The organism is Streptomyces sp. NPDC057474 (assembly GCF_042802555.1).
Classification (GTDB): Bacteria; Actinomycetota; Actinomycetes; order Streptomycetales; family Streptomycetaceae; genus Streptomyces.
Genome location: NZ_JBHVDX010000182.1, coordinates 1 through 21,753 on the forward strand (window position 1 = coordinate 1; position 21,753 = coordinate 21,753).

The 21,753-nt window shown below is 71.3% G+C and carries 20 protein-coding genes, 1 pseudogene and 1 riboswitch; of the genes and pseudogenes, 6 read left to right on the top strand and 15 right to left on the bottom strand.

All coding sequences use genetic code 11. The annotated features are described in order from the left end of the window. The first annotated feature begins 210 nt into the window (after window positions 1-210). Window positions 211-351, top strand: a complete 141-nt coding sequence (locus tag ACFU53_RS35500) for a hypothetical protein (RefSeq protein WP_384002025.1) — start codon at window positions 211-213, stop codon at window positions 349-351. On the opposite strand, the gene ACFU53_RS35505 is transcribed toward ACFU53_RS35500, so the two are convergent. The 6 genes from ACFU53_RS35505 to ACFU53_RS35530 form a co-directional block, all read right to left on the bottom strand. Next, entirely contained in the window at window positions 348-1,103 is a 756-nt protein-coding gene (locus ACFU53_RS35505; RefSeq protein ID WP_384002028.1) for an endonuclease/exonuclease/phosphatase family protein, read from the bottom strand. The genes ACFU53_RS35500 and ACFU53_RS35505 overlap by 4 nt on opposite strands. Before the next feature lie 170 nt (window positions 1,104-1,273). After that, on the bottom strand, window positions 1,274-2,227 hold the full coding sequence (locus tag ACFU53_RS35510) for an ROK family glucokinase (RefSeq protein ID WP_384002031.1): 954 nt from the start codon (window positions 2,225-2,227) through the stop codon (window positions 1,274-1,276). A gap of 96 nt (window positions 2,228-2,323) precedes the next feature. Continuing rightward, the gene (locus tag ACFU53_RS35515) at window positions 2,324-2,845 is read right to left on the bottom strand and encodes a DUF5304 domain-containing protein (RefSeq protein ID WP_384002039.1); all 522 of its coding nucleotides are present in this window, start codon (window positions 2,843-2,845) and stop codon (window positions 2,324-2,326) included. 57 nt (window positions 2,846-2,902) lie between these two features. Continuing rightward, window positions 2,903-4,087, bottom strand: coding sequence for an ArsA family ATPase (locus ACFU53_RS35520; RefSeq protein ID WP_384002043.1), 1,185 nt, complete (start codon window positions 4,085-4,087; stop codon window positions 2,903-2,905). Window positions 4,088-4,313: 226 nt separating this feature from the next. Further along, the gene (locus ACFU53_RS35525) at window positions 4,314-4,754 is read right to left on the bottom strand and encodes an SRPBCC family protein (RefSeq protein WP_037693456.1); all 441 of its coding nucleotides are present in this window, start codon (window positions 4,752-4,754) and stop codon (window positions 4,314-4,316) included. Window positions 4,755-4,862: 108 nt separating this feature from the next. Beyond that, entirely contained in the window at window positions 4,863-5,618 is a 756-nt protein-coding gene (locus ACFU53_RS35530; protein ID WP_384002076.1) for a metallophosphoesterase, read from the bottom strand. 357 nt (window positions 5,619-5,975) lie between these two features. Here ACFU53_RS35530 and ACFU53_RS35535 point away from each other — a divergent pair, with 357 nt between their 5' ends. Next, complete coding sequence (locus ACFU53_RS35535; RefSeq protein ID WP_384002046.1) at window positions 5,976-7,772, top strand: AMP-dependent synthetase/ligase; 1,797 nt, start codon at window positions 5,976-5,978, stop codon at window positions 7,770-7,772. A gap of 57 nt (window positions 7,773-7,829) precedes the next feature. Here the strand turns inward: ACFU53_RS35535 and ACFU53_RS35540 are convergent, their stop codons facing one another. Together ACFU53_RS35540 and ACFU53_RS35545 are read right to left on the bottom strand one after the other, a co-directional pair. After that, on the bottom strand, window positions 7,830-9,416 hold the full coding sequence (locus tag ACFU53_RS35540; protein ID WP_384002079.1) for a GMC oxidoreductase: 1,587 nt from the start codon (window positions 9,414-9,416) through the stop codon (window positions 7,830-7,832). Between the two features lie 194 nt (window positions 9,417-9,610). Then, window positions 9,611-10,753, bottom strand: a complete 1,143-nt coding sequence (locus tag ACFU53_RS35545) for a glycosyltransferase family 4 protein (RefSeq protein WP_384002049.1) — start codon at window positions 10,751-10,753, stop codon at window positions 9,611-9,613. Between the two features lie 167 nt (window positions 10,754-10,920). Between ACFU53_RS35545 and ACFU53_RS35550 the strand changes: the two genes are divergently transcribed. Then, window positions 10,921-12,150: a glycosyltransferase 87 family protein gene (locus ACFU53_RS35550; RefSeq protein WP_384002083.1), complete on the top strand. Its 1,230-nt coding sequence runs from the start codon at window positions 10,921-10,923 to the stop codon at window positions 12,148-12,150. A gap of 198 nt (window positions 12,151-12,348) precedes the next feature. On the opposite strand, the gene ACFU53_RS35555 is transcribed toward ACFU53_RS35550, so the two are convergent. The 5 genes from ACFU53_RS35555 to ACFU53_RS35575 form a co-directional block, all read right to left on the bottom strand. Continuing rightward, window positions 12,349-13,620: a hypothetical protein gene (locus ACFU53_RS35555; protein ID WP_384002053.1), complete on the bottom strand. Its 1,272-nt coding sequence runs from the start codon at window positions 13,618-13,620 to the stop codon at window positions 12,349-12,351. A gap of 298 nt (window positions 13,621-13,918) precedes the next feature. Continuing rightward, a complete protein-coding gene (locus ACFU53_RS35560; RefSeq protein ID WP_384002056.1) occupies window positions 13,919-14,950 on the bottom strand; it encodes an NlpC/P60 family protein in 1,032 nt (343 codons plus the stop codon). Window positions 14,951-15,259: 309 nt separating this feature from the next. After that, window positions 15,260-16,291: an NlpC/P60 family protein gene (locus ACFU53_RS35565; protein WP_384002059.1), complete on the bottom strand. Its 1,032-nt coding sequence runs from the start codon at window positions 16,289-16,291 to the stop codon at window positions 15,260-15,262. A 259-nt stretch (window positions 16,292-16,550) separates the two neighbouring features. Next, the gene (locus tag ACFU53_RS35570; RefSeq protein ID WP_384002062.1) at window positions 16,551-17,894 is read right to left on the bottom strand and encodes an NYN domain-containing protein; all 1,344 of its coding nucleotides are present in this window, start codon (window positions 17,892-17,894) and stop codon (window positions 16,551-16,553) included. Window positions 17,895-17,965: 71 nt separating this feature from the next. After that, window positions 17,966-18,205 carry a hypothetical protein gene (locus ACFU53_RS35575; RefSeq protein ID WP_037693477.1) on the bottom strand — a complete coding sequence of 80 codons (240 nt, stop codon included), beginning with the start codon at window positions 18,203-18,205 and terminating at the stop codon, window positions 17,966-17,968. Between the two features lie 198 nt (window positions 18,206-18,403). On the opposite strand from ACFU53_RS35575, the gene ACFU53_RS35580 reads away from it, so the two are divergent. The 3 genes and pseudogenes from ACFU53_RS35580 to ACFU53_RS35590 form a co-directional block, all read left to right on the top strand. Next, a complete protein-coding gene (locus tag ACFU53_RS35580; protein ID WP_384002065.1) occupies window positions 18,404-19,159 on the top strand; it encodes a rhomboid family intramembrane serine protease in 756 nt (251 codons plus the stop codon). Next, window positions 19,156-19,437, top strand: a complete 282-nt coding sequence (locus ACFU53_RS35585) for an Lrp/AsnC family transcriptional regulator (protein ID WP_033528170.1) — start codon at window positions 19,156-19,158, stop codon at window positions 19,435-19,437. Before ACFU53_RS35580 ends, ACFU53_RS35585 begins: the two co-directional genes overlap by 4 nt. Before the next feature lie 43 nt (window positions 19,438-19,480). Next, a pseudogene (locus ACFU53_RS35590) lies at window positions 19,481-19,651 on the top strand (glycerate kinase); the annotation flags it as partial. A gap of 28 nt (window positions 19,652-19,679) precedes the next feature. Here ACFU53_RS35590 and ACFU53_RS35595 read toward each other — a convergent pair. Then, a complete protein-coding gene (locus ACFU53_RS35595) occupies window positions 19,680-19,853 on the bottom strand; it encodes a hypothetical protein (RefSeq protein WP_384002069.1) in 174 nt (57 codons plus the stop codon). Between the two features lie 36 nt (window positions 19,854-19,889). Then, window positions 19,890-21,251, bottom strand: coding sequence for an aminotransferase class V-fold PLP-dependent enzyme (locus ACFU53_RS35600; protein WP_384002072.1), 1,362 nt, complete (start codon window positions 21,249-21,251; stop codon window positions 19,890-19,892). Between the two features lie 195 nt (window positions 21,252-21,446). Continuing rightward, window positions 21,447-21,563, bottom strand: a riboswitch (SAM riboswitch). Window positions 21,564-21,753: the final 190 nt, after the last annotated feature.

A 21,753-nucleotide genomic window follows, 5' to 3' on the forward strand; every position in this document is an offset into this window, starting at 1 on the left:
GCCGTACGAGGGCCCGCCCGCCGAACGTTCCGGGCGGGCCCTCGTCGTTGGAATGGAACTTGATTCCGGTCAGCGGCGAAGTACGAGCTGCCGACCGACCCCGAGCAGCTGATCAGACAAGAATGTCCCGGTGATGCCGGAGGGGACGACGACCCGTCCCGGCCCGGCCCGGGGGCCTCGGGCTACGACGGCTACTTCATCTTCGCCCCGGTGACGTACGCGTTCCTCGGCTTCCGTGACGAGCGCTCCTCGTGCGACGGCAAGGACGTCAAGCGCTACACCCAGCTCTCATACCTGGACAGTTGCGCGATCGTCGACAAGGTCGAGCAGTATCCGTCCGCCGCGGGCTAGGACTCGGCGGGAACTCTGAGGGCGGCCAGGACCGGAAGGTGGTCCGTGGCCGCCCTCAGGTCGTCCTCGGTGATGCCGGGGTGGTCCAGGGGGACTCCGCAGCCGAGAACCTCGATGCCAGGGGTGGCCAGGATCGCGTCGATGCGCTGGTGGGGTTCGGTGGGGGTGGAGCTGTACTCGCCGCCCCAGGGGGTGGTGGTCCAGCAGTCCTGGAGTTCGCCGGCGAGGCGGCGGAACGTGCGGCCGTGCGGACGCTCGTTGAGGTCGCCGCCCGCGACCGCGTGCGTCACGCCCAGGCCGGCCAGGTGGTCGAGGAGCAGGCCGCCCTGCTCGTACCGCTCGTCCTTCTGCAGGGAGAGGTGGCAGGACAGGACGCCGAGACGGGCGCGGCCGAAGCGGACCACCGCCGTGGCGAAGCCGCGTCTGTGCAGGCCGGGGGTGAGCGGCAGGAGGACATCCTCGGTGTGCTCGACCGTGGCGCGGAGGTTGCACAGCAGCGCGGGGCCGGAGGCGGTGGCGCCGCCGGAGAGGGTGACCAGGTGGGAGGCCGCGGCGAGCCTGGCGAGTTTCTTGCGCCAGCGGAAGAAACGGGGGGCTTCCTGGATGAGGACCAGGTCGGGGGCGCAGGCGGTGATCACTCGGGCGAGGGCGTCTGTGTCGTCCCGCATGGAGCGGATGTTGTAGCTGAGGACGCGGATGACTGCCGAACCGTCGGGGTTCGTGCGGGAGTTGGGGAGCGCCGAAGGAGCCATGTGATCAAGGTACTCGGCGGTGGGATGCTGGGAAGAGCTCGCGGCGGAGGGTCGTTCGTTCGGTTGACGGCCGGTGGGGGCTGGTCGCGCCCACCCGGCGGAACCGGCACATTGATACAGCCCCGCGCCCCTGACCGACAGAAGACAGGGGCGCGGGAAGTACCCCGTGGCTACATGATCGGGTCGGGTTCTCTCGCCAGGTCCGCCGCGCCCACCAGGCCCGCCTCGTTGCCCAGTTGGGCGGCGATGACCTCGGCCACCGGGCGCCAGTTGCCGCCGACGAGCCAGCGCTTGTAGGACTTGCGGATGGGGTCGAGGACCAGTTCGCCCTCGTCCGACAGGCCGCCGCCCACGATGAACGCCGACGGGTCGAAGAGGGAGGCGAGGTCGGCGAGGCCGGCGCCGGCCCAGCGGGCGAGTTCGCGGTAGGAGTCGACGGCGACCGGGTCGCCCTGGCGGGCGGCCATGGAGATGTGCTTGCCCTCGATGCCGTCGGGGGTGCCGTCGCCGAGGCCGAGGAGGAGCTCCGCGTTCTCGGGGGTGGCGTTGGCGCGCTGCTTGGCGTACCTCACCAGAGCCCGCCCGGACGCGTACTGCTCCCAGCAGCCCTGCGAGCCGCAGCCGCACTGCAGCCCGTCCGGGACCATGCGGATGTGGCCGAACTCGGCTGCTACGCCGTAGTGGCCGCGGCGCAGCTTGTTGCCGATGATGATGCCCCCGCCGAGGCCGGTACCGAGGGTGATGCAGATGACGTTGCGGTGGCCCTTGCCGGCGCCGAACTTGTACTCGCCCCACGCGGCGGCGTTGGCGTCGTTCTCCACGACGACCGGCAGGCCCACGCGTGCTTCGACCTTCTCCTTGAGCGGCTCGTTGCGCCAGTCGATGTTGGGGGCGAAGTAGACCGTCGACCGCTCCCGGTTGACGTAACCGGCCGCGCCGATGCCGACACCGACGATCTCGTGTCCGGCTCGCGCGCCCTCGACGGCGGCGGCGATGGCGTCCACGATCCCGTCGGGCGTGCCCGGGGTCGGCACCTTGTGGGTCGAGAGGATGTTGCCTTCCTCGTCGACCACACCGGCCGCGATCTTGGTACCGCCGATGTCGACGCCGATGGTGAGTCCCATGAATCCCTCAGTTTCGGTCAAGCCCCGCATACGGCCAACCGTACCCGAGGCCCCGCGCCGGGACTCCCGACGTCCGCCGGGCGGACGGGCCCGGCGTCAGTCCAGGTCGATGCGCTCTCCGGGGCCCGGATCGTCGCCCTGGCCGCGGTCTTCCCGGTGGGCGGTGTCCCGGTTCGTCCAGCGGCGCTCCTGGGCCTCGACGGCGGAGCGGTACGCGGCGAGCAGTTCGTTGCCGGCGGAGGCGAGGTGGTCGAAGACGTCCGGATTGCGTTCGATGACCGGTTCGACGGCGGCCTTGGCCTGCCGGACGACCTGGTTGACCATCTGCTGGGCCGCACCCCCGGCGACCGCGCCGAGCAGCGGCGACTGCAGCCCGGACAGCTTGTCCGCGACGGTGTCGACGAGCTTGCGCAGTTCCTCGGCGGCCGAGCCCGGCGGCGGTCCGTACTTCGCCCGGCGGCGGGCCTTCTCCGCGGCGAGGTCCTCCTCGCACGCCGTCGCCCAGGCGTCGGAGTCGGTCGCGCGCGCCCGGTCGGTCGCGCGGGCCTGCTCGGCCGACCGCGCCTCCTCGGCCGCGTCCTTACGACCGGCGTCGGACGTGGGGCGCTCTTCGCTCATGGCGGGCTCCTGCCTACGGTTCGTACCTTCGACGTTACCCGAACGGGCGTATACGGTTCACCGTGTCCGGGGCCACAACTGCGGGTCCGGCGCGAAACGGATCCTCAAGCAGCCGTCGCGCAGGGCCGCGCCGTCGACCGTGCACCGGCGCAGTGCCGACGGCAGCGGAACGATACGGCGGAACTGTCCCGCCGTGACGACCAACTCGTCGCCGCGCCGGATGAGATCCAGCTCGTCCCGTATCGCCCCGGGCAGCGGGATGTGCCACACGAGCACGCCCTCGTCCCCGAGGTTGTCGGTGACGGGCCACGCGACGCGGGCGGGAGCGTCACCCGCACCGGGGACGTGGAGGGCGGCGAGGTCGTCGACGCCGCGGGGGTCGCGGCCGAGGTGGGCGACGCCCCGTACGGGACGGGCCCGCCGTACCGAAGCCTCCTCCCATTCCTCCAACGCCTTGCGCTGCTGGGCGACGAGGCCGGCGAGCCAGGTGTCGTGCGTACCCTCGGGCAGGACCCGGTTGGCGATCAGCATGTCCACGGGGAGGGACCGCAGGGCGAGTCCGACGCTCGCGAGGCGCACCTGGTCGGCGCCGGCCGGGCCCGGCTCCGCGACCAGCCGCACACTCGTCCCCGGGTCCTCGACGACCGCCGCGACGGCGGCCAGCTCGACGTCCCACCGGGCGGCCGTCTCGTACAGCCACTCGGCGGGCATCGGCACACCGGCGAGCCGCCCGAGGACCGGCCGCAGCGCACGGGCCGCCTGCCGCTCGGGCGGGAGCAGCCGCCGCAGATACCGTCGCAGCTCCTCCGGGAGACCGAGCAGCGCGAGTGCCTGCGGCGCGGGCGGCAGATCGACGACGAGCAGGTCGTACGCCTCCGACAGCGCGGCGTCGCGCAGCGCCCGCAGCAGAGCCAGCTCCTCTGCGCCGGGAAGGGGCGTGAGCTCCTCGGCATCCAGCCGCCCCGCCCCCAGCAGATCGAGCACCGACGCGGCGCGCTCCTGAAAGGCGACGAGATCCTCCCGGAACCGCTCCGCCGCGTCGGGCCGCCACGCGGTGAGGTTCGCCGCGACCCGGAGGGGTTCCGCGCCGGTCGCCGTCCCGAGCACCGCTCCCAGGCTGTCGACCCGGTCCGCGCTCAGCACGAGCGTCCGTGTGCCCGCGCGAGCCGCCTCGACGGCCGTGGCCGCCGCGACCGTCGTACGGCCAGTGCCGCCTTGCCCGGTGATCAGGATGGTGCGCATGAGGGTGAACGGTAACCCAGCGACAGGGTGCGCACCGACGCAGACCAGACCCCCGGGATTACTGCCGGGCGGGGCTTGGAGGCGCTTACCGGCGCCGACAGGGTGCCGCTGCGCCCACCCTCCCCCCATCGCCCCTATCGCCCCTATCGCCCCCAGTGGCACGATGGCCCGCAGTCGGGGCGGCCTGGATCACCAGGGCGAGTCGGGCAGGTGAGGTGGGAAGGACCTACGCCCCGGACTCCACCCGCTTCTTGAGCCCCGCCAGGGCCCGGTCGATGATGACCTTCTCCGCCTTGCGCTTGATCATCCCGAGCATCGGGATCTTGACGTCGACGGTCAGCTGGTACGTCACCTCGGTCACCGAGTCGCCGACCGGCTTGAGGATGTAGGACCCGTCGAGGGAGCGGAGCATCTGGGACTTGACCAGCGTCCAGGACACCTCGTTCGCCCCGGTCCAGGTGTACGCCAGCGTCTGGTCGTCCTTGATCGCGCCCGCGTCCATGACGAGTCGGACCTGCTCGGCGCGGCCCTGACCGTCGGTCTCCAGCACCTCCGCCTCCTTCACCTCGCCCGTCCAGTCCGGGTAGCGGGCGAAGTCGGCGATCACTCCCATGACGTCGGCCGCCGCAGCCTCGATCGTGATGCTCGAACTGGTGAATTCCGCCATCGCCGTGGCTCCTCCAGAGACTGTCCGGTGAGGGAGGGTGGGTGCGCACGTATGTGCAGCGTGAAGGCTACCGCGCGCCCGCCGAACCCTCGCCACCCCACCCGGGGTTCACCACTCCAGCGCCCACGGCTTTCCGCTCCCCGCGAAGTGCCCCACGTTCACACACTCCGTCGCCCCGATCCGCATCCGCCGCGCCAACGGCTGGTGGACGTGCCCGAACAGCGAGTACCGGGGCCGGGTCTTCCGGATCGCCTCCAGCAGCGCCCGGCTCCCCCGCTCGAAACGGCGCGCCACCGTGTCGTACACCAGCTCGGGGACCTCCGGCGGGATGTGCGTGCACAGCACGTCCACCTCTCCCACCGCCTCGATCTTCGCGGCGTACTCCTCGTCGCTGATCTCGTACGGCGTCCGCATGGGGGTGCGGAGCCCGCCGCCCACGAAGCCGAAGACCCACCCGCCGATCTCCACCCGTTCCCCGTCCAACACGGTCGTCCCCTCCGCCGCGTACTCCGGCCACAGCCGCGGCATATCGACATTGCCGTACGTGGCGTACGTCGGCGCGGGGAAGGCCGCGAACATCTCGGCGTACTGCTTGCGGACGGCCTTCTCGATCACGGCGGAGCGCTCCTCACCCACGCCCGCCCACAGCCGGGCCCCCAGCTCGCGCGCCTCCTCGAAGCGGCGGGCGGTGCGCAGTTCGACGAGCCGGGTGGCGTTCTCGGCGCCGAAGAGGTCGGGGAAGATGCCGCGGGAGTGGTCGGCGTAGTCGAGGAAGAGGACCAGGTCACCCAGGCACACCAAGGCGTCGGCGCCTTCACCCGCTCCGGCCAGATCACGTGCGTTGCCGTGCACGTCGCTGACCACGTGAATGCGCGTCCTGCCGTTACCGCCCGGTGTGCGTGCCATGACGATCAAGCGTAGGCGTGTGCGGCATACGTGAACAGAGCGGGTCGGACATGCGGTTACTGGCCAGTCAGCAAGTGGGGGGATTATTCTTCCCGGGAGAATCCCGCATGTGTGACGCGAAGAACATCTCGCCCGACCCCCCTCGCGTAGAAGCCATACCGACGGGTAACGTCCGGGCAGTCCAGTTGTGCTCAGGTTTTCAACCAGTAAGAACCAAAGAACCAAGTGGGACCTGAGCGCTCTCCCAGCCTTGGACCGCACCGTCGCAGCACACACGTCAGTCGTGGCGCCGGCGCCCTATGAGGAGCAGCAGTCTTGCGCGAGTTCAGCCTTCCGGCTTTGTACGAGGTCCCGACGGACGGCAATCTGACCGACATCGTCCGCAGAAACGCCGCGCAGCATCCCGATGTCGCCGTCATCGCCCGCAAGGTGGGCGGCGCCTGGCAGGACGTGCACGCCGTCCAGTTCCTCGCCGAGGTACGGACGGCCGCGAAGGGGCTCATCGCCGCCGGGGTCCAGCCGGGCGACCGGGTCGCGCTGATGTCCCGTACCCGGTACGAGTGGACTCTGCTGGACTTCGCGATCTGGTCGGCCGGCGCGGTGACCGTGCCGGTGTACGAGACCAGCTCTCCGGAGCAGGTGCAGTGGATCCTCGCCGACTCGGGCGCGACCGCCATGATCGTGGAGCTGGACGGGCACACGGCCGCCGTCGAGTCGGTGCGTGACCGGCTGCCGGCGCTGAAGCACGTGTGGCAGATCGAGGGCGGCGGTGTCGAGGAGCTGGGCCGCCTCGGCCAGGGCGTCACCGACCAGGCCGTCGAGGAGCGCAGCTCGATGGCGAAGGCCGACGACCCGGCGACCATCGTCTACACCTCCGGCACCACCGGCCGCCCGAAGGGGTGCGTCCTCACACACCGCAGCTTCTTCGCCGAGTGCGGGAACGTGGTGGAGCGGCTGCGGCCCCTGTTCCGTACGGGCGAGTGCTCGGTCCTGCTCTTCCTCCCGCTCGCGCACGTCTTCGGTCGGCTCGTGCAGGTCGCGCCGATGATGGCGCCGATCAAGCTGGGCACCGTACCGGACATCAAGAACCTCACCGACGAGCTGGCCTCCTTCCGGCCGACGCTGATCCTCGGTGTGCCGCGGGTCTTCGAGAAGGTCTACAACTCGGCGCGGGCCAAGGCGCAGGCGGACGGCAAGGGCAAGATCTTCGACAAGGCCGCGGACACGGCGATCGCGTACAGCAGGGCGCTGGACACCGCGTCGGGCCCGGTGCTCGGTCTGAAGATCAAGCACAAGGTGTTCGACAAGCTCGTCTACAGCAAGCTGCGCGCGGTGCTCGGGGGCAAGGGCGAGTACGCGATCTCCGGTGGCGCCCCGCTGGGCGAGCGCCTGGGTCACTTCTTCCGCGGTATCGGCTTCACGGTCCTGGAGGGCTACGGCCTCACCGAGTCCTGTGCGGCCACCGCGTTCAACCCCTGGGACCGCCAGAAGATCGGTACGGTCGGGCAGCCGCTGCCGGGTTCCGTCATCCGGATCGCGGACGACGGGGAGGTGCTGCTGCACGGCGAGCACCTGTTCAAGGAGTACTGGAACAACCCGGGCGCGACCGAGGAGGCGCTGGCCGACGGCTGGTTCCACACCGGTGACATCGGCACCCTCGACGAGGACGGTTATCTCCGGATCACCGGCCGCAAGAAGGAGATCATCGTCACCGCGGGCGGCAAGAACGTCGCCCCGGCCGTGATCGAGGACCGTATCCGGGCGCACGCCCTGGTCGCGGAGTGCATGGTGGTGGGCGACGGGCGGCCCTTCGTGGGCGCGCTGGTCACCGTCGACGAGGAGTTCCTGGGCCGTTGGGCCGCCGAGCACGGCAAGCCGGCGGGCTCCACCGCGGCGTCGCTGAGCGCCGACGCGGACCTGAACGCGGCGATCCAGGCGGCGATCGACGACGGCAACGCCGCGGTGTCGAAGGCGGAATCGGTGCGGAAGTTCCGCATTCTGTCCTCCCAGTTCACGGAGGAGTCGGGCCACCTGACGCCGTCCCTGAAGCTCAAGCGCAACGTGGTGGCGAAGGACTACGCGGACGAGATCGAGGCGATCTACCAGAAATAACCAGCTGTCACGTCACGGTGTATCCAGCTGTCACGGAGCAACCAGCGGTCGTACGGCTCATGGTGCGGTGTCCTCGGCGAGGACCCGCGCCATCGTGCGTTCGGCGAGCGCGGTGATCGTGACGAACGGGTTCACCCCGATCGAGCCGGGCACGAGCGAGCCGTCGGTGACGTACAGCTTCGAATACCCTTTCACCCTCCCGTAGTTGTCGGTCGCCCTGCCCAGCACGCAGCCGCCCAGCGGGTGGTACGTGAAGTCGTCGGCGAACACCTTGTTGGACGAGCCGAACAGGTCGTACCGGTAGATCGTGCTGTTGGCCGAGTTGATCCGGTCGAAGAGCTTCTTGGCCATGGAGGAGGAGACCGCGCTCTGGGCGGCGCTCCAGCCGAGCTTGGCCGAGTCGCTCGCGCTGTCGTACGTGAAGGAAGCGCGCTCCGGGTTCTTGGTGATCGCCAGATAGAGACTCACCCAGTGTTCGAGGCCCGTGGGCAGCGGGGCGATCTCGGCGAAGACGGGGTTGGAGGTGTTGGCCCAGTCGTCGATGCCCATGACCGGCATGGTCGACTGGTTCGCCCCGACCGTGTCCCACAGATGGTTGGCCCGGCCGAGCATCACGTTGCCGTTCGAGCCCCAGCCCGCGCCGACACTGGCGTCCAGTGCGGGGAGGGTGCCCTTCGCCCGTGCGCGGACGAGGAGTTCGGTGGTGCCGACGCTGCCGGCACCGAGAAACAGGTACGTGCAGCCGTACTCCTTGGTCTCGACGACCGCGCCCGTGTCGTCGACGCGGTCGACGGTGATGACGTACGTCCCGTCGCTCAGCCTGCGGATGCCTTTGGCCCGCTCCATGGTGTGGATGGTGACGTTGCCGGTGCCGAGGGCGGCGGCGAGGTACGTCTTGTCGAGGCTCTTCTTGCCGTGGTTGTTGCCGTAGATGACCTCACCGGCGAGGGCCGACTTGGTCGCGGTGCCGGCGGCCTCGCGCTGCATGTGACCGAAGTCGTAGACGCTCGGCACGAAGGTGGTCTTCAGGCCGGTCTTCTCGGCGTGGGCCCGGGAGATCCGGCTGAAGCGGTACCACTCCGTGGACTCGAACCACGCGGGGTCGATGGTGTTGACGCCGAGCATGGCGCGGGCGCGCGGGAAGTACGTGGAGTACATCTCGGTGGTGTCGACGGTCGGGAACTGCTCGGCGAAGTACGACTGGAGAGGGGTGACGGCCATGCTGCCGTTGACCAGTGAGCCGCCGCCGACGCCGCGGCCCAGGAAGACCGACATGTTGGCGTAGCGGACGCGGTCCAGGACACCGGGATAGGGGCTGATGTCCTGGTTGACGACGTCCAGCCAGAGGAAGGTGGCGAGCGGGGCCTCGGTCCTGGTCCTGAACCACATGGACCGCTCGTCCGGCTCCCTGGTCGAACAGAAGATCTTGCCGTCGGAGCCGGGGGTGTTCCAGGCCCTGCCCATCTCCAGGACGAGCGTGCGGATGCCGGCCTGGCCGAGTCGGAGGGCGGCCACGGCGGCGCCGTAGCCCGAACCGACCACGATCGCCGGGGCGTTGTCGACGGCGGCCGGTTCGGCGGCCGACGCCGACTGCAGACCGATGCGGGTGAGACCGGACGCGGCGGCGGTCTGCAGGGCCACCATGCCCAGGATGTGACGTCTCGTCAGCTGACGCTGCATCAGTTTTGCTGTCATGTGCGCAGCATGTGCGGATTTTCGGGCTCCGGCTAGGGGCTCCGCCGTGCAGGGCGGCTCCTACCGGGGTGCCGGGTGCTCTTGAAAGGCGACTTCCGGTCGTCTCGTGGCTGGTCGCGCAGTTCCCGGCGCCCCTTACGGGGCTACAGCAACGTTTTCAAAGTTTCCGCCAAGAGGTCCCACCGCCATTTCTCCTCGACCCACTCGCGGCCCCGCTGCCCCATCCGCCCCCGCAGCTCCGGGTCGCCGAGGAGGGTGACGATGCGTTCGGCGGCGTCTGCCGGGGAGCCGCCTCGTACGACCCAACCCGTCTCGCCGTCGAGTACGGCGTCGGGGGCGCCGCCGGAGTCGCCCGCGACGACGGGCAGTCCGGTCGCGGAGGCCTCCAGGTAGACGATCCCCAGCCCCTCGACGTCCAGGCCGCCCCGGCGGGTACGGCACGGCATGGCGAAGACGTCACCGGCGCCGTAGTGGGCGGGCAGCTCGGACCAGGGGACGGCGCCGGTGAAGCGGACGGACTCGGCGACCCCGGTCTCGTGGGCGAGCCGGCGCAGCTCCCTCTCGTACGGTCCGCCGCCGACGATCAGCAGCACCGCGTCAGGCTCCTCGGCCAGGATGCCGGGCATCGCCTGGATCAGCGTGTCCTGCCCCTTGCGCGGCACGAGCCGGGAGACACAGACGACCACCGGCCGGTCGGTGAGCCCCAGCCGGGCCCGGACCTCGGCGCCCCCGGACCCCGGGTGGAAGGTCTTCTCGTCGACGCCGGGCGGCAGCTGGACCATGCGTCCGGCCGCCTCCGGCGTCAGAGCCGTGGCGATCCGGGAGCGCGTGTACTCGCCCAGGTAGGTGATCGTGTCCGTGCCCTCGCCGATCCGCCGCAGCAGCTGCCGGGCGGCGGGCAGCTGCGCCCAGCCCGCCTCGTGGCCGTGTGTGGTGGCCACCAGCCGCTTCGCGCCCGCCCTGCGCAGCGCGGGGGCCATCAGGCCGAGCGGGGCCGCCGCGCCGAACCACACCGACGTACAGCCGTGCTCCCGCAGCAGCGAGACCGCGCGGCGGGTGACGGCGGGCGTCGGCAGCAGCATGGTCGTGCGGTCGCGTACGACGGTGAAGGGCTGCTCGGCGTCGAAGGCGGCCGTCGCCCGGGCGCCCTCCCGGCCCCGCTTCCACGTCGACGCGTAGACGACGATCCGCTCGGGGGCCAGCCGCAGCGCCATGTTGTGCAGAAACGCCTGGATACCACCGGGCCGGGGCGGGAAGTCGTTGGTCACGATCAGGGTCTTGTACATCGCCGCCGACCCTACCGAACCGGCGTCGGAGCCCGCCCCCGGGCACATCCACACCGGGCCCGGCCATGCTTCACGGCCGCTTCACAGGCCGACGGGGGATCATGTCCCTCACAGGCGCGAAGCGCGGCGCGGACAGACGCAGACAAGCAGGGACTCACGTGGCTCAGATGGACATGACGGGCTCTCGACGGCTCCCGTTCGGGCTGCTGACGCTCTGGGGCGCGACCCGGTTGCTCCTGCTGCTGTTCGTCTTCAAGGTGTACGTCTTCCCGGGCCCGGACGTCACCAGCGACGTCTCGGTGATCTACCAGGGCTGGTACGAGACGCTGCGTACAGGAACGTATCCCCGGGACGACGTCACCTGGCAGTACCCGCCCGCCGCCGCCCTCGCGATCCTCTCCCCCGCGCTGCTGCCCTTCCTGGACTACACGTCGGCGTTCTTCGTCCTGGCCTTCCTCGCCGACCTGGTCGTCCTCGTGCTGCTGCTCCACGCGGCCGGCCGACCCGGCAGGACGTGGCGCGGCGCCTGGGTGTGGGCGGTGGGTCTGCCGCTGCTCGGCCCGACCGTGTACGCCCGCTACGACGTGATGGTGACGGCGGTGGCGGTCGCCGCCCTCCTCGCGGGCAGCCGCCATCCGCGCGCGATGGGGGCGCTGACGGCCTTCGCGGCCCTGCTGAAGGTGTGGCCGGCGCTGCTGCTCCTGGGCGCCCGCAAGCGTGCGGCCTGGGCGTGGGCGGCGGGTACCGGTCTCGCGGTGGCCGCCCTCTTCGCCGTCTCCATGCCCGGCGCCTTCGCCTTCCTGACCTTCCAGCGCGACCGGGGCACCGAGGTGGAGTCGCTGGGCGCCCTCGTCTTCCATGTGGCCCGGCAGTTCGGCTGGGACGGCGAGGTGCTGCTGAACTACGGCTCGGTGGAGTTCCTCGGCGACCACGTCGACACCGTCAGCGACGCGGCCCTGTTGCTCAGCGGGGTGGCCTTCGCCTGGCTGCTGCTGTGGCGGGTGCGGGCCCGGCGGTTCGCGCCGCACACCCTCGCGGACGCGGCGTTCGTGGCGGTGCTGATGTTCACGGCCACCAGCCGGGTGATCAGCCCCCAGTACATGGTGTGGCTGGTCGGTCTCGCCGCCGTCTGCCTCTGCTTCCGGGCCAGCCGCATGGGCCTGCCGGCGGTGATGGTCCTGGTGGCGTCCTTCGTGACCGTCCTGGAGTTCCCCATCTGGTTCTCCCACGTCGTCGTCAGCGACTGGCTGGGCATCACCCTCCTCTTCGTCCGCAACGGCCTTCTCGTCCTCGCCTCCCTGCTCGCCGCGTTCGAACTGTGGCACGACACGGTACGGCCCGCCCCGGCGCCGCTGCCGGATCCGCCGGCCCGCGCCAAGGAGCCGCTGGGTTCCTGAAACCCGCACCGGGTCGGTTCGTCGGCTGCGGGCCGGTGGGGGCTTGTCGCGCGGTTCCCCGCGCCCCTGGACGGCCCTTCGGGCCGGTCCACCCCGCGGCTCGCCGGGAATCGCGCGCCGCGTAGGAGGGTGCGGGGAACCGCGCGAGCTACCCCTCACAATCCGCAGCCGACGTACCCACCCCCGCGTCCCCGCGGCTCAGCCCAGTTGAGCCCGTACGTACTCCCGCCACCGCTCGGTGAACTCGTCGACGGTCGTGTTCAGGACCTCCTTCAGGGCCCCCTCCACCGCCCCCTCCCGCTTCCCGTGTCCGCCGACGGCGCGGTAGAACTCGTCGAGGCGGCCCTCGCCCCAGCGGTCGGCGATCATGCGGCAGGCCAACCAGCCGCCCTCGTAGGCCTGGGCGAGCTTGCCGGAGTCGTCGGAGAAGCCGAAGTCGGAGTCGGCGGGCAGTGCGGCCGGGGCCCGGCCCTCGGCGACGACGCGTTGCAGTTCGGGGGCCACCTCGGACGCCGTGCGGCCCGTACCCCGGTACCCGACCCAGTCGGCGTAGCCCTCGGAGAGCCAGAGGGGGGTGGCGGCGTTGGTGTGGGCGCGGGTGGCGACGTGGGTCGTCTCGTGGGTGAGGACGACCTGCTTGCCGAGGCCGCCGAGGACGTCGTACGCGTCGGGGTTGACGACGATCCGGTCCGCCGACGCCTTCGCCGAGCCTCCCGCCTCGCCCGTGGTGACCGCCGCGATCCCCCGGTACCCCGACGCGGGCGATCCCAGCAGCCCCGCCATCTCCTCCAGCGACTCGGGCACGACGACCACGACCCGCCGCGCCCAGTCCTCGCCCCACGCCTCCGTCACGGCGGGCACGGCCCGGTCCGCCAGCCCCGCGTACTCCCGCAGGACCTCCGTCGACCGCCCGACCCCCAGCACGAGGCTCCGCTCCCCGCGGACGGCCCGTATCCGCCCCTGCTCCCAGAGCTGTTCGGTGCCCTTCTCCGAGGGTTCGTCGGCGGCGACCTGCCACGCCCCGTCGTCGTCCCGGACGAGGGTCAGTGTCCGTACGGCCGTGACGGGCGCCGCGTCGTAGCCGCGTATCCGATAGCGCAGGGCCGCCTCGGCCGTGGCCCGGTCGCCGGACCGGTCGAAGGCGGTGAGGTCGTACGACCAGGCAGCCAGCGGCAGGCCGCGGAGGTTGACGAACTCCGCCGTCCCGGTGGCCAGTTGGCCCGCGACGGACGACGTCGGCGCCTCCGTGGCGCGGTACGCCGTCCCGTCCCGCTCCAGGACCGCCGCGGCCCGTCGGTCGAGCATCCGCTGCACGTCGGCGCGGGCGGCGTCGGGCGCCGCGTTGCCGCCGCAGCCGACGAGGAGGGCGAGTGCGAGGGCGACCGCCGAGGGGACACTTCCGCGACCCGGGAGCCCGCGCCGGACCCCCGACCCGGGCCGGGCACGCGTCGTGCGCCTTCGAGCAGCCACGTTCCCGATCGTACGGGGGCCCGGTCGCCGTACGGCAGGGCGGCCGGGTCTCGACCGGCCGGTGAGGGCCGGGGCCCGGCGGCGGTCAGGGGCGGGTGACCGCGGCGATCGGCATCATGCCGACCCGGTCGTAGCGGACGGGGGCGCCCGGGTAGGGGCCCCCGATCGTACGGGGCCCGGTCGCCGTACGGCAGGGCGGCCGGGTCTCGACCGGCCTACGCCAGGCCGGGACCGGCGACGGTCAACGGCAGGGCGGCCGGACCCCGACCGCCCGGTGAGGGCCGGGGCCCGGCGGCGGTCAGGGGCGGGTGACCGCGGCGATCGGCATCATGCCGACGGGGTCGTAGCGGACGGGGGCGCCCGGGTAGGGGGCGTGGATGACCTGGCCGTTGCCGACGTACATGCCGACATGACTGGCGTCGAACCGGTAGGTGACGAGGTCGCCGGGCTGGGCCTGGGAGAGCGGGACCTGGGTGCCTGCGTAGCGCTGTGCCTGCGAGGTACGCGGCAGACCGACACCGGCCTGTCCGTACGACCAGACCATGAGGCCGGAGCAGTCGAAGCCGTGGGGGCCGGTGGAGCCCCACACGTACGGCTTGCCGAGAGCGGAGCGGACGGCGGCGACGGCGGCGGCCGCGCGGCCGTTGGGGGCCGTGGCGCCGGAGAGGGCGGGCATGTCGGTCCGGCCGGAGCCGGTGGAGCGGGAGGCGCGGTCGTACTCGGCGCGCTCCTTGTCCGGGAGGGAGTCGAGCAGCCGCCGGGCCGCCGCGAGCTTCCCCTCGACGGTCCGCTTGTGCTTGGCGACGGCCTTGCGGCTCTTCTCCAACTCGGCGAGCTTGTCACTGGTCTCCGCGCGGTCCTGGGAGAGGTCGCGCAGGGACTGCTGGAGGTCGTGGAGTTCGCCCGCCTGGTGGGCGCTGATGCGGTCCAGGGCGGCGGCCGTGTCGAGGTAGTCGTCCGGGTCGTCGGAGAACAGCAGGGTGATCGACGGGTCGACGGCGCCGGAGCGGTACTGGGCGCCGGCGAGCGCACCCAGCGACTCCCGCATGGCGTTGATGCGGTCCTGCTGCCGGGCGATCGAGTCCTGCGCGGTGCCGACCTGTTCGCGCAGCTTGTCGGCGCGCTCGTCGGCCCTGTTGTAGGCCTCTGTGGCCTGCTCCGCCTCCTCGTACAGCCGGTCCACCTCGGCCCGGGTGTTGTCGTGCGGCGCGGCGGCGGCCGACTGGACGGGGATGGCGCCGAGGGCGGTGGCCGCGGCGGACAGCACACCGAGGGCGGCGGCCGCGCCCCGGTCGAACCCGGACGGTACAAGGCGACTGTGGGACACCACGGGAAGCCGCACTCCCTTCGACGGTGGACAGGACCCTCCCCCGGGCCGGAGGGTGCCCGGAGGGGGCACGCTCACGGCGGGTGAGGGAAGCGCGGCCGACAGTAGCCGCGCGACCGTGTCCCAGCCAAAGACCTCCGCGGCCACGCAGCGTGACGTCCGGCCTGGGCCCCTGGTCACCAGCGGGGAAAGGGGTCAGCATGAGGTGCGGGAATTCGCCCGTTCGGGCGGCGCTGTGTCCTGATCTTGGAAAAAAACAGGGCCGATCGTCACACGGCGTGACGATCGGCCCTGTTCAAGCCGGCGCGGGTGTCAGATGCGGACACCGAACTGGAAGGTGCCGATGGTGCTCATCGACTCGTAGCGGACGACCTTGCCCGGGTACGGGGCGTGCAGGACCGTGCCGTTGCCCGCGTAGAGGCCGACGTGTCCCAGGTCGTTGAAGAAGACCAGGTCGCCCGGCATGAGTTCGCCGCGGCCGATCCTCGTACCGTCGTTCGCCTGCGTGTACGTGGTCCGGGTGATCCCCACACCGGCCTGGGCGTAGGCCCACTGGGTCAGCCCGGAGCAGTCATAGGAGTTGGGGCCGCTGCCACCGGAAACGTAGGGCTTGCCGACCTGGGTGCCGGCGGCGGCGAGGGCTGCGGCGCCGCGCTCGGAGGCGGGCGCCTCGTTGCCGAGGTCGACGCGGTCCCCGGCGTCGCGGCTGGCGCGCGTCTCCTGGTCGTCCAGGGCGGCCTTCTCCTCGGCCGTCAGCGTGTTGAGGAGCTTCTGCGCCGCGGCCAGCTTGCTCTGGACTTCCTTCTTCTTCTTGGCCAGGGTCTCGCGGGTGTCGGCGAGGTCCTCCAGCTTCTCCGTGGCCTCCTGGCGCTGCTGCGCGAGCGTGCGCTGCTTCTCCTGGATCTTCTTGAGCGACTCGACCTGCTGGCTGGTCAACTGGTCGAGCGTGGCGGCCTTGTCCAGGTAGTCGTCCGGGTCGGCGGAGAGGAAGAGCTGGATCGAGGAGTCGATGCCGCCCGAGCGGTACTGGGCGCTGGCCGCCAGGCCTATGCCCTCACGCAGCTCGTTGAGGTCCTCCTGACCCTTGGCGACGTTGTCCTGGATCGTGGAGATCTCCTTCTCGAGCTTCTCCTGCTTCTCCTCGGCCCCGTTGAGCTTGTCGGTGGCCCGCCCGGCGTCCTCGTAGAGCTTGTGGACCTTGGCCTTGACCTCGTCCTTGCTCGGCTTCTCGGCGGGCGCGGCGTTGGCGGCCTGGGAGGTCAGGGCCACGGCAGCGGCGGCGGCAGTGGTGAGCACGGTCACACGCGCACGGCTCGGCTGCTTCGGTCGACGGTGGGACGCCACGGTAGGTGAACTCCTTCATGTGAGTGACCGGCCGGCGGGGACTCCGGCGACGATCACCCGTTCAGAGGTTTGAGCCCAGACCCTAGTGACCTAGTGGTGATCACTTCAAATCCCCCACAGGAAAAATCCCGTCCCACGGCGCACAATTTACACTCAACGCACATACGGTAACGCTCGGTTGACGCTACGTTGCGCAACAGTTCCGTCAATTCGGGCATAGGGCCCGTTTGTTGCTGTTGGGGCGGACGGTACCGAAGGGTCAGGAAAGCCGCTTGAGGAGCACCGCGGACGCTACCGGGCGGGCCCCCGCCTTGGCGATCCCGTCGGCCACCTCGCGGTCGGTGGAGGCGACGATGACCGGCCGGCCGGGCGGCTCGGCGCGCACCAGCTGGCGGATCAACTCGTCGGCCGTGACACCCGGCTTGGAGAACAGCACCCGCACCCCGCGCGGCGGCGCGAGCAGCACCGGCGCGGCCAGCTCGGCCCCGTCGAAGACACAGGTGACCTCGGCGCCGGTCTGCGCGGCGAGCTGGGACAGCTGACCCAGGAGCCTGAGCCGCTGCTTCTCCAACGGCATCTGCGGATAGCCGGTCTTCGTGACGTTGTAGCCGTCGACGACGAGATGCGCCTGCGGCAGCGCGAGCAACTGGTCCAGGATCGCCGGGTCGTTCTCCGACAGCGCACGGGCGGCGATGTCCTTCGGCGTCATCCGCCCCGGCTCGACCGCGTCGACGGTCTCGGCGGGCCGTACGGAGATCGGCGGCAGCGCCAGCTCCCGCCGCAGCCCCTGGGCCGCGTCCAACACGGTGTCCAGCAGCAGCCGTACACGCATGTCCCCGACGCTGCGCCCCTCGCGGGCGGCCCGCCGGGTGGCCTCCAGGGCCGCCTCGGCCTCGCCGAGCCGGGCCTTGAGCCGCCGGGTCTCGCTCTCGGCGGCGGACACCTGGGCGTGGCTCTCGCCGCGTACGGTCTCCATCTCGGTGTGCAGCTTGCGCAGGGCGGCCTCGCCACGCTTGACGTCACTGAGTGCGGCCCGGAGCTTGCGGTGCATCGAGTCGGCCTCCTTCTTGGCCGACTCCAGCTCCGCGCGCAGCCGTTCCGTCTCGGCCTTCGTCTGGCCGCGTGCCTCGGCGAGCTGTTCGCGCAGCCGCTCCAGCTCGGCCCGGCTCTCCTCGTCGGCCCGCTCGGCGTCCGCCCGCAGGGCCTCCTCGCCGGCGGCGGCGACCAGCTTCACCCAGCCCGTGGGGCGCAGCACATAGGCCGCGGCCGCCACGTCCAGCGGATCAGCGGCCGGGGGCGGCGCGCCCGTGTCGAGGGCGCCGGCCAGCTCCGGGTGGGTCTCACGGAACCGCTCCCCGATCCGCTGTCTGAACAGCGCGTCGCTCTCCACGGCGGCCGCCATCGCGTTCCCGGCGAACTTCACCCGGCGGTTCGGGGTGAACCGGGCGTACTGCCTGAGCTGTGCGGGCAGTTCGGCGACGGTCAGTCCGCCGAAGCCGTCGGAGACGATCTGCACGACCCGTTTGCGCACGCCCTCGGGCAGCGGGCGGTCGAGCACCTCGGCGGCGCCGTCGCCCGGCCCCCCGCCTGCGGTCTCCACCATCCGACACACCCCATTTCTATGCGGGGCCCTCCCCCACTCTCGACTTCGCTCGAGCGGGGGGACCCCCGTCCTCAGGAGCCGGCGCCCGGCCTGTCCACGAGTTCCACCTGGTCCACGGCGTTGCACCAGCGGCAGCGCACCGACTCGATGGTCTCACTGACCACGTCGCGCTCCTCGACCTTGGGCTGCCCGGCGAGGTCGAGGTGAACGTACTCGACGACCTTCGACGAGCGGGTCACGTCGAACCGCGTGAGGTTGCCACAGAGCGTGCAGCGCCAGCGGGTCGTGTCCGTCGGCAGGGGAACCGTCATCGTGGCTGCTCTTCCTTCTTCCAGTCTCCGTGAAGCGCCGGCGTCCCGGTGCATGTGGCTCGTAACCCTACGGCCTGACCGGTACTGGACGCCCGTTCGCCTGCGGCGACGGCGCCGATTGCCTCCGCCGGCGAGGCCGGCCGTCACCGGCGGCGAGGCGGTCTGTGCGGGTGGGTCCTGTTACGTCATGCTCTGTTCATGATCGGCAAGTGGAGCACCACGGCCGCCCGGGCCGTACGAAACGAGTCGGCGCCGGTGACGTACGGGCTGATCGCCGTCTGCTGTGCGATCTTCCTGATCGGACCGGCGGCGGGCCTCAACCCCGCGTACGGCACCGGGGACGAGCTGCTCGCCGCGCAGCGGGCGTACTTCCGCCGCTGGGGCGTCGTCCCCGTCGAACTCTTCGACGGCACCCCACGCGCGGCACTCACCCCGGTCACCGCGCTCTTCGTCCACGGCAGCTGGCTGCACCTCCTCGGCAACATGCTCTTCCTCTTCGTCTTCGGGGCGATGGCCGAGGAACGCATGGGCCATGTGGAATTCGCCCTCTTCTACGTGGGCTGCGGCTATCTGGCGCTGGTGGCGTACGCGGCGGCGCACGCCGGGTCGCCGCAGTCGCTGGTCGGCGCGTCGGGGGCCATCTCCGCGGTCCTCGGCGCGTTTCTCTTCCTGTTCCCCAGGGCGCGGGTGACGAGCCTCCTCCCGTTCCTCTTCTTTCTCCCGCTGCGGTTTCCGGCGTGGGTGACCCTGCCGTTCTGGGTGAGCCTGCAGTGGCTGGCCGCGGGGCGGCAGACCGCGGGGCCGGGGGTCGCCTATCTGGCGCATCTGGTGGGGTTCGGACTGGGGTTCGTCTACGCGTGGGGGCGCTATGGGCGTAGGACTAGAGTGAAAGCGCCAGCGGACGCCTCAGAGAACGTCCCGGCTCCGGCCCCCGAGGGAGAGAAACAGCCGTGATCACCGCGATCGTGCTCATCAAGACCAGCGTGGACCGGATTCCGGAGATCGCGGAGTCGATCGCCGCGCTTGAATCGGTGAGCGAGGTGTTTTCGGTGACCGGTACATACGATTTGGTCGCCATGGTCCGGGTGAAGGCCCATGACGACCTGGCCGATGTGATCCCCGGGTCCATCAGCAAGATTCCCGGTGTGCTGGGTACCGATACGCATGTGGCGTTCCGGACGTATTCGCAGCATGACCTCGAGGCCGCGTTCGCCATCGGATTGGACGGGTAGCGGTCGTACGGCGGGTGCGGGTTCGTGGGAGGCACGCACGAAACAGGGGGCGCACGAGGTGCCCGGCGTGGACGCGTACACCGGCATCCTGCCCGCGCCGACGGCCCTCGCCGAGGCCATGGTCCGCGCGAGCGAACTCCTCACGGACCCCACCGAACGGGCGCTGCGGATGATCGTGCTGAGGGCCCGGGCGACGGCGGGCATCAGGGGCTGAGCCCGACGACGGGCATCGACGGCGGGGTTCAGGTGCCGAGGTCGACGGCCGCGATGCCGTCGGAGGTGCCGGTGTACAGCCGGCCGGCGCCGACGACCGGGCTGTTGGCCGACCGCGGGTAGAGGACACCGACGCGCTCCGCCGGGGTGGGAGGCGTGCGATGCCCGCGTACGTCCCCCGTTCGGCTGCCTAGGGAGCGCATCCGCCGGGTACACGTCAGGGGATCAGGCCGTGAGGGTCAGACCGCCGGGACGCAACGGCCGTCCTCCGTACGGTAGTTCCACTTCGCACCGCTCCGCACGAGTTCCTTCACCGCACCCACGAACCGCTCCACGTGTTCGTCGGGCGTCCCCGCGCCGAAGCTCACCCGGATCGCGTTGAGGGACCGCTCGCCGGGCGCGGCCTCGGGGGCACCGCACTCGCCCTGGGTCTGCGGGTCGCTGCCGAGGAGGGTGCGGACGAGGGGGTGGGCGCAGAAGAGGCCGTCGCGTACGCCGATGCCGTACTCGGCGGAGAGGGCGGCGGCGAAGTGGGAGCTGTTCCAGCCCTCGACGACGAAGGAGATGACGCCGACGCGCGGGGCGTCGTCCCCGAAGAGGGAGAGGATCCGGACCTCGGGCACCTCGGCGAGCCCGGCCCGTACGGCGTCGATCAGATACCGCTCACGGGCGACCAGCGTGTCGAACCCGGCCTCGGTGAGGGCCTTGCAGGCGGAGGCGATGGAGTAGGCACCGATGACGTTGGGCGAGCCGGCCTCGTGGCGGGCGGCGGTCTCGTGCCACTCGACGTCCACTCCCCCGTCGGTGCGCCGGGTCACCTTGCGGCTGGCACCGCCGCCGGCGAGGTACGGGGCGGCCTCGCGCAGCCAGTCGGCGCGCCCGGCGAGCACGCCGGACCCGAACGGCGCGTACAGCTTGTGTCCCGAGAAGGCGACCCAGTCCACGTCCAACTCCTGCACGGAGACCGGGTGGTGCGGCGCGAGCTGGGCCGCGTCGAGCACGATCCGCGCGCCGTGCGCGTGCGCGGCGGCGGCCAGCTCGCGCACCGGCCAGATCTCCCCGGTGACGTTGGAGGCACCGGTGACGCACACCAGCGCCGGCCCGTACGGGTCGCGGCCCGCGAGGGCGGTCTCCAGGGTGGCCACGGCCTCCTGCGGCGTCCGGGGCGCGTCCAGGTACGTCACCCGCGCGTTCCGCCAGGGCAGCAGCGAGGCGTGGTGCTCGGTCTCGAAGACGAAGACCTGGCAGTCGGCGGGCAGCGCGGCGGCGAGGAGGTTCAGCGAGTCGGTGGTCGACCGGGTGAACACCACCTGGTCGTCGCCGCGGCAGTCGAGGAACTCCGCGACGGTCGTCCGAGCGTTCTCGAACAGATCCGTCGACAGCTGCGACAGGTACCCGGCCCCCCGGTGCACACTCCCGTAGTACGGGGCGTACGCCGCCACGTCGTCCCACACCCGCTGCAACGCCGGGGCGCTGGCCGCGTAGTCGAGCGCGGCGTAGGTGACCTCCCCGCCGGTGACGAGCGGGACGGTGACATCCCGGCCCAGAACGGGCAGCGGGGCACAAACGGACTGGTCGGCGGCAACGGTGGAGACGGACATGGGTGAACTCCCGTGAGCGCAGGCGGAATCACCGTGCCGGACACGACAGGTCGACGGCACAGGAAGGCCAAGGGTGAAAGTGGAAAAGGGGAAACGCGGAAGTGGGGCTCTGCGGCCCTATCGCATTCGCTTGCTCACGGAAGGCTCCCTCGAACGACCAGGACCCCTGGTGTATCCACTCAGAAGAGTGCGAGGGGTCCGCGCTTGCCGTAGACCTCGCTGCCTACGACCTGGTCTTCACCCGGGGCACCCCGCCACGGACGGAGGGTTGCCGGACAGCCAGCCGGGGCTTTTTGGCTGTCACTCATGACCTGAAAAAGAACGTACGCGAGGTGATCGCCGCGCCGCAACTTCTGTCCGGATGGCGGGATGGGGCGCCTCGGCTCGGGGGGTTCGGTTGTGTGGTGAGTGCGGGCGAATGGGGGTTGTTCGCGCAGTTCCTCGCACCCCTGAAAAGCAGGGGCTGCGCCCCGTGCTTTTTGCTTTTAGGGGCGCGGGGAAC